Origin of the sequence: Nocardioides marmotae (genome assembly GCF_013177455.1) — a bacterium.
Lineage (GTDB): Bacteria > Actinomycetota > Actinomycetes > Propionibacteriales > Nocardioidaceae > Nocardioides > Nocardioides marmotae.
The window spans coordinates 3,130,805-3,143,964 of record NZ_CP053660.1 but is presented as its reverse complement, the minus strand read 5'-3'; the positions used below and the strand labels follow the sequence as shown (position 1 = coordinate 3,143,964).

Sequence of the window (13,160 nt, the reverse complement as noted above, 5' to 3'; positions counted from 1 at the left end):
CTCGCAGCCGCGCTCGTCCCGATGGCCAGCAGTGGTGGGGGATTCACCCCGCCGGGCCCCGCGGACTTCGACCTGCCGCCGATCATCGGTGGCGTCACCAAGCCCATGGTGCTGGTCGTCCTCTCCGCCGTGCTGATCTTCGCGGTGACCTACGCGATGTCGCGCAAGGCCGAGCTGGTCCCCGGTCGCCTGCAGTTCGCGGGCGAGTGGGCCTACGGCGGCGTCCGCAACGGCATCGCCCGCGAGGTCATCGGCAGCGAGCACTACCTGCGCTTCGTGCCCTACCTGTTCACCCTCTTCGCCTTCGTGCTGGTGAACAACTACTTCGGCATGGTCCCGCTCATCCAGTTCCCGACGTTCTCGCACTCGGGCTACGCCTACGGCCTCGCAGCCCTGAGCTGGCTGCTCTACAACGGCGTCGGCATCCAGAAGCACGGCTTCTTCGGCTACCTCAAGCACACCTGTGTGCCTGCCGGTGTCCGCGGCCCGGTGCTGCTGCTGATCGCGCCGCTGGAGTTCCTCTCCAACATCCTGGTTCGTCCGGTCACGCTGGCGCTGCGTCTGTTCGCCAACATGTTCGCCGGCCACCTGCTCCTCATCCTGTTCGCGCTCGGTGGTGAGTACCTCCTGCTGGAGGCCTTCTCCCCGATCAACGCGGTGGGCGGCGTCCTGGCCTGGGTCATGTTCTTCGGAGTCTCGCTCCTGGAGCTCCTGGTGATGTTCCTCCAGGCCTACGTCTTCACCCTGCTGACCGCCATGTACGTCTCAGGTGCTGTCGCCGACGAGCACTGAGCAGCACACCGTGCCCGTCGGGCACCGTGAGCACCCGAGAAGAGAAACTGAAGCAGTACCAAACCGAAAGGAACCCTCACCGTCATGAATGGTGACATCAACGGCTCGCTCAACATGCTCGGCTACGGCATCGCCACGATCGGCCCCGCCCTGGCCGTGGGTCTGATCTTCGCCGCCTACATCAACGGTGTGGCCCGCCAGCCCGAGGCGCAGTCGCGCCTGCAGTCGATCGCGATCCTCGGCTTCGCGCTCGCCGAGGCGCTCGCGATCATCGGCATCGCGCTCGCCTTCGTCCTTTCCTGACGCGCGACCCCCAGACCGGAGTGACCCATGCGTGAATCGATCCAGGCGGCGGAGGAGCTGAATCCGCTCATCCCGCACGTCTCGGAGATCATCCTGGGGGCCGCCGTCTTCCTGGTGCTGCTCCTGGCCATCCGGAAGTTCGTCGTCCCCAACTTCGAGCGCGCGTTCGCCGAGCGCACGAAGGCGATCGAGGGCGGGCTCTCCGCCGCCGAGACCAAGCAGGCCGAGGCCGACGCGCGTCTCGCCGAGCTCGAGAAGCAGCTCGGCGACGCCCGGCACGAGGCCGCGCGCATCCGTGAGGAGGCGCGCGAGCAGGGGGCGCGGATCATCGCCGAGATGCGGGAGCAGGCCCAGGCCGAGTCCACCCGCATCGTCGAGCACGGCAAGGCGCAGATCGAGGCCGAGCGCCAGCAGGCGGTCACCTCGCTCCGTGCCGAGGTCGGCACCCTGGCGACGTCCCTCGCCGGACGGATCGTGGGGGAGTCGCTCGAGGACGAGGCTCGCCAGCGTCGCGTCGTCGACCGGTTCCTCACCGACCTCGAGGCCGGCACGCCGGGCCGGAACTGATGGAGGAGCGCTGATGACCTCGTCGTTCCGCGGCGCCTCCGCCGAGTCCGTGGCAGCCCTCACCGACGGGCTGCGGGGTGCGGTCGGTGGTTCGCCCGAGACCGCTGCCGTCGTCGCCGGTGAGCTGTTCGGGGTCTCGCAGACCCTGCGTGGCGAGGGCTCCTTGCGCCGCTTCGTCTCCGACGTGTCCGTGCCCGACGAGGCCAAGACCGGTCTCGTCGGGCAGGTCTTCGGCGGCAAGGTGGCCGAGGCGACCCTCTCGGTGGTCCGCTCCGCGGTCTCGCGCCGGTGGGTCTCCGCCGGCGACCTGCCGAAGGCGCTGGAGCACCTCGGTGTCGTCGCGGCCGTGGCGTCGGCCGGCGACCAGGCCGGGCGGCTCTCCGATGAGCTGTTCGCCTTCGCCCAGGCCGTCAAGGACGCCCCCGAGCTCCGCGACGCGCTCTCGGACCCCGCTCGCGCGCTCGAGGACAAGGCCCGCCTCGTGCGGTCCCTGCTCGAGGGCAAGGCGCTCCCGGCGACGACCACCCTCGCGGTGCAGTCGCTGGCCGGCACCTACCGGACGGTGGCGGTCGCGCTCGCCGAGTACCAGAAGGTCGCTGCAGAGGTGCAGAACCAGGGCCTGGCCACCGTGCGGGTCGCGCGTGACCTGTCCGGCGCCGAACGGGACCGGCTGGCCGAGGTCCTCTCGCGCCAGTACGGGCGGCCCGTGCACCTCAACCTGCTGGTGGACCCCACGGTCCTCGGCGGGATCCGCGTCGAGATCGGTGACGATGTCATCGACGGCACGGTGTCCAGCCGCCTCGACGACGCCCGGCGTCGTCTGGCCGGCTGACCCACCCCTCACTTCACAGCTGTAGAGACAAGAGAGAAGGAACCGAGATGACGGAGCTCTCCATCCGTCCGGAGGAGATCCGCGACGCGCTGCAGAAGTACGTCGCCGACTACCAGCCCGAGGCCGCGAGCCGCGAAGAGGTCGGCGTCGTGGCGGAGGCCGGTGACGGCATCGCCCGCGTCAGCGGCCTGCCGTCGGCCATGGCCAACGAGCTGCTCGAGTTCGAGGACGGCACCCTGGGCCTGGCCCTGAACCTCGACACCCGCGAGATCGGCGTCGTCATCCTCGGTGACTTCGACAAGATCGAGGAGGGTCAGAAGGTCCGCCGGACCGGCGAGATCCTCTCGGTCCCGGTCGGCGAGGGTTACCTCGGTCGCGTCGTGGACCCGCTGGGCAAGCCGATCGACGGCCTCGGCGACATCGAGACCTCGGGTCGCCGCGCCCTGGAGCTCCAGGCGCCGTCGGTGATGCAGCGCAAGTCGGTGCACGAGCCCCTCGCCACCGGCATCAAGGCGATCGACTCCCTGACGCCGATCGGCCGTGGCCAGCGCCAGCTGATCATCGGTGACCGGGCGACCGGCAAGACCACGGTCGCGATCGACACGATCATCAACCAGAAGCAGTACTGGGAGACCGGCGACCCGAGCAAGCAGGTCCGCTGCATCTACGTCGCGGTCGGCCAGAAGGGTTCGACGATCGCCTCGGTGCGTGGCGCACTCGAGGAGGCCGGCGCTCTGGAGTACACCACCATCGTGGCCTCGCCGGCCTCGGACAGCGCGGGCTTCAAGTACCTCGCGCCGTACACCGGCTCGGCCATCGGCCAGCACTGGATGTATGAGGGCAAGCACGTCCTCATCGTCTTCGACGACCTGACCAAGCAGGCCGAGGCCTACCGTGCGGTGTCGCTGCTGCTGCGCCGTCCGCCGGGCCGCGAGGCCTACCCGGGCGACGTCTTCTACCTGCACAGCCGCCTGCTCGAGCGCTGCGCCAAGCTCTCCGACGACCTCGGTGCGGGCTCGATGACCGGTCTGCCGATGGTGGAGACCAAGGCCAACGACGTCTCGGCGTTCATCCCGACCAACGTCATCTCGATCACCGATGGCCAGATCTTCCTCCAGTCCGACCTGTTCGCGGCCAACCAGCGCCCGGCGATCGACGTCGGTGTCTCCGTCTCCCGCGTCGGTGGCGCGGCGATGACCAAGGCACTCAAGGCCGTCACCGGCTCGCTCAAGGTCGACCTGGCGCAGTTCCGCGCGATGGAGGCGTTCGCGATGTTCGCCTCCGACCTCGACGCGGCCTCGCGCCAGCAGCTGGACCGCGGCCAGCGCCTGATGGCGCTGCTCAAGCAGCCGGCCTACTCGCCCTACCCGGTCGAGGAGATGACGGTCTCGCTGTGGCTGGGCACCACCGGTCGTCTCGACCGCGTGCCGGTCGAGGACGTGCTCCGCTTCGAGCGCGAGTTCCTCGACTACCTGCGTCGCTCGCACGAGGGCATCCTCAACGCGATCCGTGAGTCCCTGAAGTTCGAGGACGACACGGCCTCCGCGGTCGAGGACGCCTACACCTCCTTCCTCGACCAGTTCGAGACCTCTGAGGGCGGGTCGATCAAGGTCGGCCACGAGGCTCCGGCCGAGGCGCTCGAGGACGAGGACCAGGAGCAGATCGTCAAGCAGAAGCGGGGCTGACGCATGGCCGTATCGCTGCGTGAGTACCGCGCGCGGATCAAGTCGACGGAGTCGATGAAGAAGATCACGCGCGCCATGGAGCTCATCGCTGCGTCCCGGATCATCAAGGCGCAGCAGCGGGCGCAGGCGGCTGCGCCGTACGCCCGTGAGCTGACCCGCGCGGTCTCGGCGGTGGCGACGTTCTCGAACGTCGACCACCCGCTGACCCGCGAGGAGGAGAACCCCAAGCGGGCGGCCGTGCTGATCGTGACCAGCGACCGAGGTCTGGCCGGCGCGTACTCCTCGAGCGTGCTCAAGGAGGCGGAGCGGCTCAACGAGAAGCTCCGCGCCGAGGGCAAGGAGATCGACACCTACATCGCCGGGCGCAAGGGCGAGGCGTACTACAAGTTCCGCCAGCGTCCCGTCGTCCAGTCGTGGACCGGGTTCTCCGACCAGCCGTCCTACGACGTGGCTGCGGAGATCGGCGCGGTGCTGATCGAGTCCTTCCTCAAGGAGCAGGGCGAGGAGGGCGACGTCGACGAGGTCCACGTCGTCTACACCCGCTTCCGCTCGATGCTCACCCAGGAGCCGACCGCGGTCCGGCTGCTGCCGCTCGAGGTCGTCGAGGCCGAGGAGGGCGGCTCGGTCGACCGACCGGACGCCTCCGAGGTGCTCCCGCTCTACGAGTTCGAGCCCTCGGCCGAGGAGGTCCTGGACGGGCTGCTTCCGCAGTACGTCCAGAGCCGGGTCTTCTTCGCGCTGCTCCAGGCGGCGGCGTCCGAGCTGGCCGCTCGCCAGAAGGCGATGAAGTCGGCCACGGACAACGCCGACGAGCTGATCAAGAAGTACAAGCGGATCGCCAACCAGGCCCGCCAGGCCGGTATTACCCAGGAAATCAGCGAGATCGTCGGTGGCGTCAACGCACTCGCCGACGCGAACTCCGGGAGTGAGTGAGAGACAATGACTGCCACCTTCGAAGAGACCCAGCAGGGCTCGACGGCCGGCAAGACCGGGCGCGTCGCCCGGGTGACCGGCCCCGTCGTCGACGTCGAGTTCCCCCCGGACGCGATGCCGGAGATGTACAACAAGCTCGAGGTCGACCTCGAGCTCGAGGGCGTGACCAAGACCCTGATCCTCGAGGTCGCTCTCCACATCGGGGACGGCGTCGTGCGCGCCATCTCGATGCAGTCGACCGACGGCCTGGTCCGCGGGGCGACGGTGCGCGACACCGGCGGCCCGATCACGGTCCCGGTCGGCAACGAGACCCTCGGCCGGGTCTTCAACGCCACCGGCGACGTGCTCAACCTCGCCGAGGGCGAGCGCTTCGAGGTCAACGAGCGCTGGGGCATCCACCGCAAGGCGCCGGCCTTCGACCAGCTGGAGTCCAAGACCCAGATGTTCGAGACCGGCATCAAGGTCATCGACCTGCTAACCCCCTACGTCCAGGGCGGCAAGATCGGCCTGTTCGGTGGTGCGGGCGTCGGCAAGACCGTCCTGATCCAGGAGATGATCGCCCGCGTCGCCAAGGACCACGGTGGCGTGTCGGTGTTCGCCGGTGTCGGTGAGCGCACCCGTGAGGGCAACGACCTCATCGTCGAGATGGAGGAGGCCGGCGTGCTGGGGCAGACCGCCCTGGTCTTCGGCCAGATGGACGAGCCGCCGGGCACCCGCCTGCGGGTCGCCCTGTCGGCCCTGACGATGGCGGAGTACTTCCGCGACGTGCAGAACCAGGACGTGCTGCTCTTCATCGACAACATCTTCCGGTTCACCCAGGCGGGCTCGGAGGTCTCCACCCTGCTCGGTCGCATGCCGTCCGCGGTGGGCTACCAGCCGAACCTCGCAGACGAGATGGGCCAGCTCCAGGAGCGGATCACCTCGACGCGTGGTCACTCGATCACCTCGATGCAGGCGATCTACGTGCCGGCGGACGACTACACCGACCCGGCCCCGGCGACCACCTTCGCCCACCTCGACGCCACGACCGAGCTGTCCCGCGAGATCGCTTCGCTGGGCATCTACCCGGCCGTGGACCCGCTGACCTCGACCTCGCGGATCCTCGACGCCCAGTACATCGGGCAGGCTCACTACGACTGCGCGATCCGGATCAAGCAGATCCTGCAGCGCAACAAGGAGCTGCAGGACATCATCGCGATCCTCGGTGTCGACGAGCTCTCCGAGGAGGACAAGATCATCGTCTCCCGGGCCCGTCGCATCCAGCGGTTCCTGTCGCAGAACACCTACGTGGCCAAGCAGTTCACCGGCATCGAGGGCTCGACGGTCCCCGTGGCCGACACCATCGAGGCGTTCAACAAGATCGCCGACGGTGAGTACGACCACGTGGCCGAGCAGGCGTTCTTCATGTGCGGCGGTCTCGACGACGTCGAGGCCAAGTGGGCCGACATCCAGAAGAACCTCTGAGGTCCTGACGATGGCTGAGAACCTCACGGTGTCCCTCGTCGCGGCCGACCGCACGGTCTGGTCCGGCGAGGCCACCATGGTGATCGCCCGCACGGTGGAGGGGGACGTCGGCGTGCTGCGCGGTCACGCGCCGATGCTCTCCCTGCTCACCGACGCGGTCGTGGAGATCGCCGAGGTCGACGGTGACCTCGTCGTCGCCGCGGTCGACGGCGGCTTCCTCTCGGTCGCGGCCGACCGGGTCTCCATCCTCTCCGAGCGGGCTGTGCTCGCCTCGGAGGTCGATGTGGACCTGGTCCAGGCCGAGGCCGAGGAGGCTCGGGCCCTGCTCGGCACCGACGACGACGCCGAGCTGCGCATCCGCCGGGCCGAGGCCCGGCTCCGCGCCGTCGAACGGGCTCGCTGAGCCCCGTCGTACCACCTGCACGACCCGGCACGGAGCCCCGCGCCGACGCCCGCTAGGGTGACGGCACTTCCTTGGGAGAGGGGATCAGATGCCGGTGTGGCAGTGGCTGCTCGACGCAGCCGGTCTGCTGCTCCTGCTCGTCCTGCTCTACGGCGCCGCGCTCATCGTGCGGCGGCGGGTGCTGTCCCGGCACGGGGGCACCTTCGAGCTCAGCCACCGCGTCCGGTCCGAGAGGCCCGGACGCGGTTGGCTTCTCGGACTCGGCCGCTACTCCGGCGAGACGCTCGAGTGGTTCCGCATCTTCTCGCTCTCGCCCCGGCCCAAGCGGACCTGGCAGCGCGACGCGCTCGCCTACGACGGCCGCCGCGAGCCCGAGGGGCCCGAGCAGATGTCGCTCTACCCCGACCACGTCGTGATCTCCTGCCACACCCGCGAGGGCGAGGTGGAGCTGGCGATGAGCCCCGCCTCCCTCACCGGCTTCCAGGCCTGGCTCGAGGCCCGGCCTCCCGGCACCGACTGGACCCGTGGCTGACACCTCGCACCCCGCCCCACCGGCCGCGGTCCGGACCGACCCCGCCCTGGTGCGGCCCCGCAACGCGGTCGGCCTGACCTTCGGCCTCAACGGCCTGCTCTTCGCGACGCTGGTCGCCCGACTGCCCGACGTGCGCTCGCACCTCGACCTCGACAACACCACGCTCGGGCTGCTGCTGCTCGCGATCTCCGTCGGCTCGATCCTCGCCCTGCCCGCCACCGGCCGGCTGATCGGGTGGTACGGCGCCGCTCGGGTCGTCCGCGGGGCTGTCACGTCCGCCGCGGTCGGCCTGACCGCCGCCTCGGTGACCGCGACGGTGCTGGAGTCGCTCCCGGCCACCGCGGTCGGGCTGTTCTTCTACGGCATCGGGATCGGCGTGTGGGACGTCGCGATGAACGTCGAGGGCGCCGAGGTCGAGCGCCGGATGGGCCGCACGGTGATGCCGCGCTTCCATGCCGGGTGGTCGATCGGCTCCATCGCCGGGGCGGGCCTCGGCATCCCGCTGACCATCGTGGCGCTGCCGATGAGCCTGCACGTGGCGGTGGTGGCGGCGGTGGCGCTGCTCGTGGTCTGGCGGGTGGCGGCGACGTACCTCCCGCCCGCGCCGGAGCCCGAGCACGCCGAGCGGCCGCGGTCGGCCTGGACCGAGCCGCGCCTGCTGGCGGTCGGGGTGATGGTCCTGGCCTTCGCCGTCGTCGAGGGCTCGGCGAACGACTGGCTCGCGCTCGCCCTCATCGACGGCCACGACGCCGAGCACTGGGTCGGCGTCGCCGGCTTCTCGCTCTTCGTCACCGCGATGACCGCCGGGCGCCTCGCCGGCCCGGTCGTCCTGGACCGGTTCGGCCGGGCGCCGGTGCTGTGGGTCTCGACGATCGCGGTGTTCGCGGGCGTGCTCGTCGTCGTGCTCGGCGATCACGTCGCGCTCGTCGGCGCGGGCATCCTGCTGTGGGGCCTCGGAGCGGCGCTCGGCTTCCCGGTCGGGATGAGCGTGGCCGCCGACGACCCCGCGCGGGCCGCCGCCCGGGTCAGCGTGGTCTCCACGATCGGGTACGGCGCGTTCCTCGCCGGCCCGCCGCTGCTGGGAGTGCTCGGCGACCGGGTCGGGACCCTCGAGGCGCTGCTCGTGGTCCCCGCCCTGATGGTCCCCGCGGCCGTCGCCGTCCTCGCGGCCCGGCCGCGCCCGGCCGTCGTCTAGTCCTGCGCGGTCTGGTCCTGCGCGCCGCGCTCGCCGCCGGGGACCCACAGCACGTCGCCCTGCTCGCGGTTCGCGTGCCGGGCGAGGATGAAGAGCAGGTCCGAGAGCCGGTTGAGGTAGGTGATCGCGAGCTTGTTCATCGTCTCGGCGTGCACCTCGAAGGCGGCCCATGCGGACCGCTCGGCGCGGCGCACGACGGTGCGCGCGACGTGGAGGTGGGCGGCGCCCTCGGTGCCGCCGTTGAGGATGAAGGAGCGCAGCGCCGGCAGCGCCTCGTTGTAGTGGTCGCACCAGGCCTCGAGCCGGTCGACGTAGTCCTGCTCGATGCGCAGCGGCGGGTACTCCGGGTCCGGCACGACCGGCGTGCAGAAGTCGGCCCCGACGTCGAACAGGTCGTTCTGGACGTGGGTCAGCACCGCCACGACGTCCGCGTCGAGCCCGCCGCGCACGACGGCCAGGCCGAGGTGGGCGTTGGCCTCGTCGACGTCGGCGTAGGCGTGCAGCCGGAGGTCGTTCTTGGTGGTGGTGCTCATGTCGCCGAGACGGGTCTCGCCGCCGTCGCCGGTCCGGGTGTAGATCCGCGTCAGGTTGACCATGGTCCGAGAGGCTAGCGACCGGCCACAGGGGGGCGGTCGTGCGCATGACCACCCGGCGTACGCCGCGCTGGCGGCGCTCGCTAGTTGAACAAGTCACGACCGACACGCGCAGAAACCCTCACCGCGGGGGCAACCCCTCGGGCAGCCCGGGCGTCACTATGGGTGGAAGTGATCTGGCGCACGTCGTCCGGGCTTTCTCAGGGGCCCGGGGGCAGGGAAGAGGCGAGATGGACATCGTGGCCGACGGACCCACGCTGGTGCTCAGTGGCGACTTCGACGTGCGCAGCACGCCCGAGGTGCGCGACGCCATCTACGACCACCTGGCCGGCCACGAGGACGTCGTGCTCGACCTGACCGAGGTGGGGGCGGTCGACCTGACCGCGCTCCGGCTGCTCGCCGTGGCGACCCTGGTCGCCACCCGCGAGGGGCACCACATGGTGCTGCGCGGCTGCGGCCCGGCCGTGCGCCGCCTGCTCCACCTCTCCCGGCTGCGCAGCGTCGTCGAGCTCGAGCGCGACGCGGTCGGCGCCTGACGGTGCCCATCTGGCGGGCCGGCAGATGTGTCGGACATCCCACACGGCGCTCCGGTTACCAACCGGTATCGCTGGTCCTACCCTTCCCCTCATGACCGAGAAGGATCAGACCGAGCGGCCCCAGATCGATCTGCCCCCGACCGAACGGCCGCAGCGTGACCGGCCGTGGGTGATGCGGACCTACGCCGGCCACTCGACCGCCGAGGCCTCGAACGCGCTGTACCGATCGAACCTGGCCAAGGGCCAGACCGGCCTCTCGGTCGCCTTCGACCTGCCGACCCAGACCGGCTACGACCCCGACTCACCGATGTCGCGCGGCGAGGTCGGCAAGGTGGGCGTCCCGGTCCCGCACCTCGGCGAGATGCGCAAGCTGTTCGACTCCATCCCGCTGACGGAGATGAACACCTCGATGACCATCAACGCCACGGCCATGTGGCTGCTGGCGATGTACCAGGTCGTCGCCGAGGAGCAGGCCGGCGTGCCCGAGGGGCGGGCGACGCCCGAGGAGGTCGCCGCGCAGCTGGCGGGCACCACCCAGAACGACATCATCAAGGAGTACCTCTCGCGCGGGACCTACGTGTTCCCGCCCGAGCACTCCCTGCGGCTGATCGGCGACATGATCGCCTACACGGTCCACCAGATCCCCAAGTGGAACCCGATCAACATCTGCAGCTACCACCTGCAGGAGGCCGGCGCGACGCCGACCCAGGAGCTGGCCTACGCGCTGTGCACCGCGATCGCGGTGCTCGACCAGGTCAAGGCCTCGGGCCAGGTCTCCGAGGACGACTTCGAGAAGGTCGTCGGCCGGATCTCCTTCTTCGTCAACGCCGGCGTGCGCTTCGTCGAGGAGATGTGCAAGATGCGCGCCTTCGTCGAGCTGTGGGACGAGATCACCCGCGAGCGGTACGGCGTGACCGACCCCAAGATGCGACGGTTTCGCTACGGCGTGCAGGTCAACTCCCTCGGCCTGACCGAGGCGCAGCCGGAGAACAACGTCCAGCGCATCGTGCTGGAGATGCTCGGCGTCACGCTGTCCAAGGACGCCCGCGCCCGCGCGATCCAGCTGCCGGCGTGGAACGAGGCGCTCGGCCTGCCCCGGCCCTGGGACCAGCAGTGGTCCCTGCGCCTCCAGCAGGTGCTGGCCTTCGAGTCCGACCTGCTGGAGTACGACGACATCTTCGCCGGCTCGACCGTGGTCGAGGCCAAGGTCGCCGAGCTGGTCGCCAGCGCCCGGGCCGAGATCGACCGGGTCCAGGCCATGGGCGGCGCGATCGCCGCGGTGGAGTCGGGCTACATGAAGCAGGCGCTCGTCTCCGCCCACGCCGCCCGCCGGGCCCGGATCGAGTCCGGCGAGGAGGTCGTCGTCGGTGTCAACAAGTACGAGACCACCGAGCCCTCGCCGCTGACCGCCGACCTCGACGGCGCGATCATGACCGCCGACCCCCAGGCCGAGTCCTCCGCCATCGCCTCGGTGGAGGCGTGGAAGGCCGAGCGCGACGAGGACGAGGTCGCCCGCGCGCTCGCCGCCCTGGCCGAGGCGGCCAAGACCGACACCAACCTGATGCTCCCGACCCTGGCCGCGGCCCGGGCGGGTGCGACCACCGGCGAGTGGGCCGGCACCCTGCGCGAGGTCTTCGGGGAGTTCCGCGCCCCGACCGGCGTCTCCGGCGCGGTCGGCGCGGCCTCCGCCGGCCAGGCCGGCGCCGACCTCTCCGCGGTCCGCGACCGGGTCAAGGCCACCGGCGAGGAGCTGGCCGGGAACAAGGGCGGGCGGCTGCGCCTGCTCGTCGGCAAGCCCGGCCTCGACGGTCACAGCAACGGCGCCGAGCAGGTCGCCGTGCGGGCCCGCGACGCCGGCTTCGAGGTGATCTACCAGGGCATCCGGCTCACGCCCGAGCAGATCGTCGCTGCCGCCGTCGCCGAGGACGTGCACTGCGTCGGCCTCTCCATCCTCTCCGGCTCGCACATGGAGCTGGTGCCGGCGGTCCTCGAGGGCCTGCGCGAGGCCGGCATGTCCGACGTGCCGGTCATCGTCGGCGGGATCATCCCCGACTCCGACGCCCGCGCGCTGGCCGAGCAGGGCGTCGCGGCGGTCTACACCCCCAAGGACTTCGGCCTGACCGAGATCATGGGCGGCATCGTCGACGTCATCCGCAAGGCCAACGGCCTCACGGAGGGCTGAGCAGGCCGTCGCCGCTGGTCGAGCAGGCGAGCGCCAGCGACGTCCCGCTGGTTGAGCAGCGAGCGCCAGCGACGTCCCGCTGGTTGAGCAGCGAGCGCCAGCGACGTCCCGCTGGTTGAGCAGCGAGCGCCAGCGAGCGTGTCGAAACCCGGTGACGTGGTCGCGGCCCTGCGCCCCTCACCGGGTTTCGACACGGTCGGCGCTGGGGCGCCTCCCTGCTCAACCAGCGGTGGTGCGTCAGCGGCCGACGCGGTCGATGAGGGCGACGGCGTCGTGCGGGGCGTACCCCTTCGCGTCGTTGTCGAAGTAGACGTACACGTCGCCGTGCTCGGCCCAGCCGCGGCACTTCTCGGCCCAGCGGTCGAGCGCGGCGGGGGAGTAGCCGCTGGCGTAGAGCTCGGTGTCGCCGTGCAGGCGGACGTAGACGTGGTCGGCGGTGACCTGCTCGGGCATGGGGAAGCGCCGGGCGGTGTCGGCGACGACGCAGGCGACGCCGTGGCGGCGCAGCAGGTCGAAGGCCTCCTCGGTGCACCAGGTCTCGCTGCGGAACTCCAGCGCGTGCCGCAGCGGTCGCTCCGCGTCGGCGACGGTCAGCGCCCGGTCCTCGGGCACCTTGTCGTCGTGGCCGGCGGCCAGCGCGGCGGCCTCGGTGGTGGTGCGGGGCAGCAGGGAGAGGAAGTCGTCGACCAGTGCGGCGTCGAAGGCCAGCCGCTCGGGCAGCTGCCACAGGAGCGGTCCGAGCTTCGGGCCGAGCGCGAGGACGCCGGAGGCGAGGAAGTTGGCCAGCGCGGTGTCGACGTCGCGCAGCCGCTTGAGATGGGTGATGTACCGGCCGCCCTTGACCGCGAAGACGAAGTCGTCCGGGGTCTGGTCGCGCCAGGCGGCGTACGACGTGGGGCGCTGGAGGGAGTAGAAGGAGCCGTTGACCTCGATCGAGGTCAACCGCTCCGCGGCGTAGGCGAGCTCGCGCCGCTGGACCAGCCCGCGCGGGTAGAAGTCGCCGCGCCAGCCGGCGTAGGTCCATCCCGAGATGCCGACCCGGATCCGTCCCATGCCGCTGCGGTGCCCCGAGTGCGGGGCGACCACACGGCGAGACATCGGCATCAAGACAGGTGAGGCTCACCTAACCCGCTGCTACAGTCG

At 70.7% G+C, this 13,160-nt stretch carries 14 protein-coding genes; 12 read left to right on the top strand and 2 right to left on the bottom strand.

Annotated elements, in window-relative coordinates; translation table 11 throughout:
- The first annotated feature begins 21 nt into the window (after positions 1 to 21).
- The 10 genes from atpB (at position 22) to HPC71_RS14920 (ending at position 8,706) form a co-directional block, all read left to right on the top strand.
- Entirely contained in the window at positions 22 to 792 is a 771-nt protein-coding gene (gene atpB, locus HPC71_RS14965; RefSeq protein ID WP_154613306.1) for a F0F1 ATP synthase subunit A, read from the top strand.
- Positions 793 to 876: 84 nt separating this feature from the next.
- Positions 877 to 1,095 carry an ATP synthase F0 subunit C gene (locus HPC71_RS14960; protein WP_153324497.1) on the top strand — a complete coding sequence of 73 codons (219 nt, stop codon included), beginning with the start codon at positions 877 to 879 and terminating at the stop codon, positions 1,093 to 1,095.
- A 27-nt stretch (positions 1,096 to 1,122) separates the two neighbouring features.
- Entirely contained in the window at positions 1,123 to 1,662 is a 540-nt protein-coding gene (locus HPC71_RS14955) for a F0F1 ATP synthase subunit B (protein ID WP_154613150.1), read from the top strand.
- 13 nt (positions 1,663 to 1,675) lie between these two features.
- Positions 1,676 to 2,494 carry a F0F1 ATP synthase subunit delta gene (locus HPC71_RS14950; protein WP_154613149.1) on the top strand — a complete coding sequence of 273 codons (819 nt, stop codon included), beginning with the start codon at positions 1,676 to 1,678 and terminating at the stop codon, positions 2,492 to 2,494.
- 47 nt (positions 2,495 to 2,541) lie between these two features.
- Positions 2,542 to 4,179: a F0F1 ATP synthase subunit alpha gene (gene atpA / locus HPC71_RS14945; protein WP_154613148.1), complete on the top strand. Its 1,638-nt coding sequence runs from the start codon at positions 2,542 to 2,544 to the stop codon at positions 4,177 to 4,179.
- A gap of 3 nt (positions 4,180 to 4,182) precedes the next feature.
- Positions 4,183 to 5,112 carry a F0F1 ATP synthase subunit gamma gene (locus HPC71_RS14940; RefSeq protein ID WP_154614952.1) on the top strand — a complete coding sequence of 310 codons (930 nt, stop codon included), beginning with the start codon at positions 4,183 to 4,185 and terminating at the stop codon, positions 5,110 to 5,112.
- Positions 5,113 to 5,118: 6 nt separating this feature from the next.
- The gene (gene atpD / locus HPC71_RS14935) at positions 5,119 to 6,576 is read left to right on the top strand and encodes a F0F1 ATP synthase subunit beta (protein ID WP_154613146.1); all 1,458 of its coding nucleotides are present in this window, start codon (positions 5,119 to 5,121) and stop codon (positions 6,574 to 6,576) included.
- Between the two features lie 10 nt (positions 6,577 to 6,586).
- Positions 6,587 to 6,979: a F0F1 ATP synthase subunit epsilon gene (locus tag HPC71_RS14930; protein ID WP_154613145.1), complete on the top strand. Its 393-nt coding sequence runs from the start codon at positions 6,587 to 6,589 to the stop codon at positions 6,977 to 6,979.
- Positions 6,980 to 7,067: 88 nt separating this feature from the next.
- Entirely contained in the window at positions 7,068 to 7,511 is a 444-nt protein-coding gene (locus HPC71_RS14925) for a DUF2550 domain-containing protein (RefSeq protein WP_154613144.1), read from the top strand.
- Positions 7,504 to 8,706, top strand: a complete 1,203-nt coding sequence (locus HPC71_RS14920) for an MFS transporter (RefSeq protein ID WP_253943728.1) — start codon at positions 7,504 to 7,506, stop codon at positions 8,704 to 8,706. Before HPC71_RS14925 ends, HPC71_RS14920 begins: the two co-directional genes overlap by 8 nt.
- On the opposite strand, the gene HPC71_RS14915 is transcribed toward HPC71_RS14920, so the two are convergent.
- Positions 8,703 to 9,302 carry a cob(I)yrinic acid a,c-diamide adenosyltransferase gene (locus HPC71_RS14915; RefSeq protein WP_154613143.1) on the bottom strand — a complete coding sequence of 200 codons (600 nt, stop codon included), beginning with the start codon at positions 9,300 to 9,302 and terminating at the stop codon, positions 8,703 to 8,705. The two genes, HPC71_RS14920 and HPC71_RS14915, sit on opposite strands and share 4 nt — an antisense overlap.
- A gap of 227 nt (positions 9,303 to 9,529) precedes the next feature.
- On the opposite strand from HPC71_RS14915, the gene HPC71_RS14910 reads away from it, so the two are divergent.
- The gene (locus HPC71_RS14910; protein ID WP_154613142.1) at positions 9,530 to 9,835 is read left to right on the top strand and encodes an STAS domain-containing protein; all 306 of its coding nucleotides are present in this window, start codon (positions 9,530 to 9,532) and stop codon (positions 9,833 to 9,835) included.
- A gap of 91 nt (positions 9,836 to 9,926) precedes the next feature.
- A complete protein-coding gene (locus tag HPC71_RS14905) occupies positions 9,927 to 12,017 on the top strand; it encodes a protein meaA (RefSeq protein WP_154614953.1) in 2,091 nt (696 codons plus the stop codon).
- A gap of 237 nt (positions 12,018 to 12,254) precedes the next feature.
- Here the strand turns inward: HPC71_RS14905 and HPC71_RS14900 are convergent, their stop codons facing one another.
- Positions 12,255 to 13,070, bottom strand: coding sequence for a DUF72 domain-containing protein (locus HPC71_RS14900; RefSeq protein ID WP_154613140.1), 816 nt, complete (start codon positions 13,068 to 13,070; stop codon positions 12,255 to 12,257).
- Positions 13,071 to 13,160: the final 90 nt, after the last annotated feature.

What these genes read in the sequence shown, in the direction of transcription:
- atpB (WP_154613306.1), top strand. Translation starts at nt 22, where the DNA reads ATGGCCAGCAGTGGTGGGGGATTCACCCCGCCGGGCCCCGCGGACTTC.
- HPC71_RS14960 (WP_153324497.1), top strand. Translation starts at nt 877, where the DNA reads ATGAATGGTGACATCAACGGCTCGCTCAACATGCTCGGCTACGGCATC.
- HPC71_RS14955 (WP_154613150.1), top strand. Translation starts at nt 1,123, where the DNA reads ATGCGTGAATCGATCCAGGCGGCGGAGGAGCTGAATCCGCTCATCCCG.
- HPC71_RS14950 (WP_154613149.1), top strand. Translation starts at nt 1,676, where the DNA reads ATGACCTCGTCGTTCCGCGGCGCCTCCGCCGAGTCCGTGGCAGCCCTC.
- atpA (WP_154613148.1), top strand. Translation starts at nt 2,542, where the DNA reads ATGACGGAGCTCTCCATCCGTCCGGAGGAGATCCGCGACGCGCTGCAG.
- HPC71_RS14940 (WP_154614952.1), top strand. Translation starts at nt 4,183, where the DNA reads ATGGCCGTATCGCTGCGTGAGTACCGCGCGCGGATCAAGTCGACGGAG.
- atpD (WP_154613146.1), top strand. Translation starts at nt 5,119, where the DNA reads ATGACTGCCACCTTCGAAGAGACCCAGCAGGGCTCGACGGCCGGCAAG.
- HPC71_RS14930 (WP_154613145.1), top strand. Translation starts at nt 6,587, where the DNA reads ATGGCTGAGAACCTCACGGTGTCCCTCGTCGCGGCCGACCGCACGGTC.
- HPC71_RS14925 (WP_154613144.1), top strand. Translation starts at nt 7,068, where the DNA reads ATGCCGGTGTGGCAGTGGCTGCTCGACGCAGCCGGTCTGCTGCTCCTG.
- HPC71_RS14915 (WP_154613143.1), bottom strand. Translation starts at nt 9,302, where the DNA reads ATGGTCAACCTGACGCGGATCTACACCCGGACCGGCGACGGCGGCGAG.
- HPC71_RS14910 (WP_154613142.1), top strand. Translation starts at nt 9,530, where the DNA reads ATGGACATCGTGGCCGACGGACCCACGCTGGTGCTCAGTGGCGACTTC.
- HPC71_RS14905 (WP_154614953.1), top strand. Translation starts at nt 9,927, where the DNA reads ATGACCGAGAAGGATCAGACCGAGCGGCCCCAGATCGATCTGCCCCCG.
- HPC71_RS14900 (WP_154613140.1), bottom strand. Translation starts at nt 13,070, where the DNA reads ATGGGACGGATCCGGGTCGGCATCTCGGGATGGACCTACGCCGGCTGG.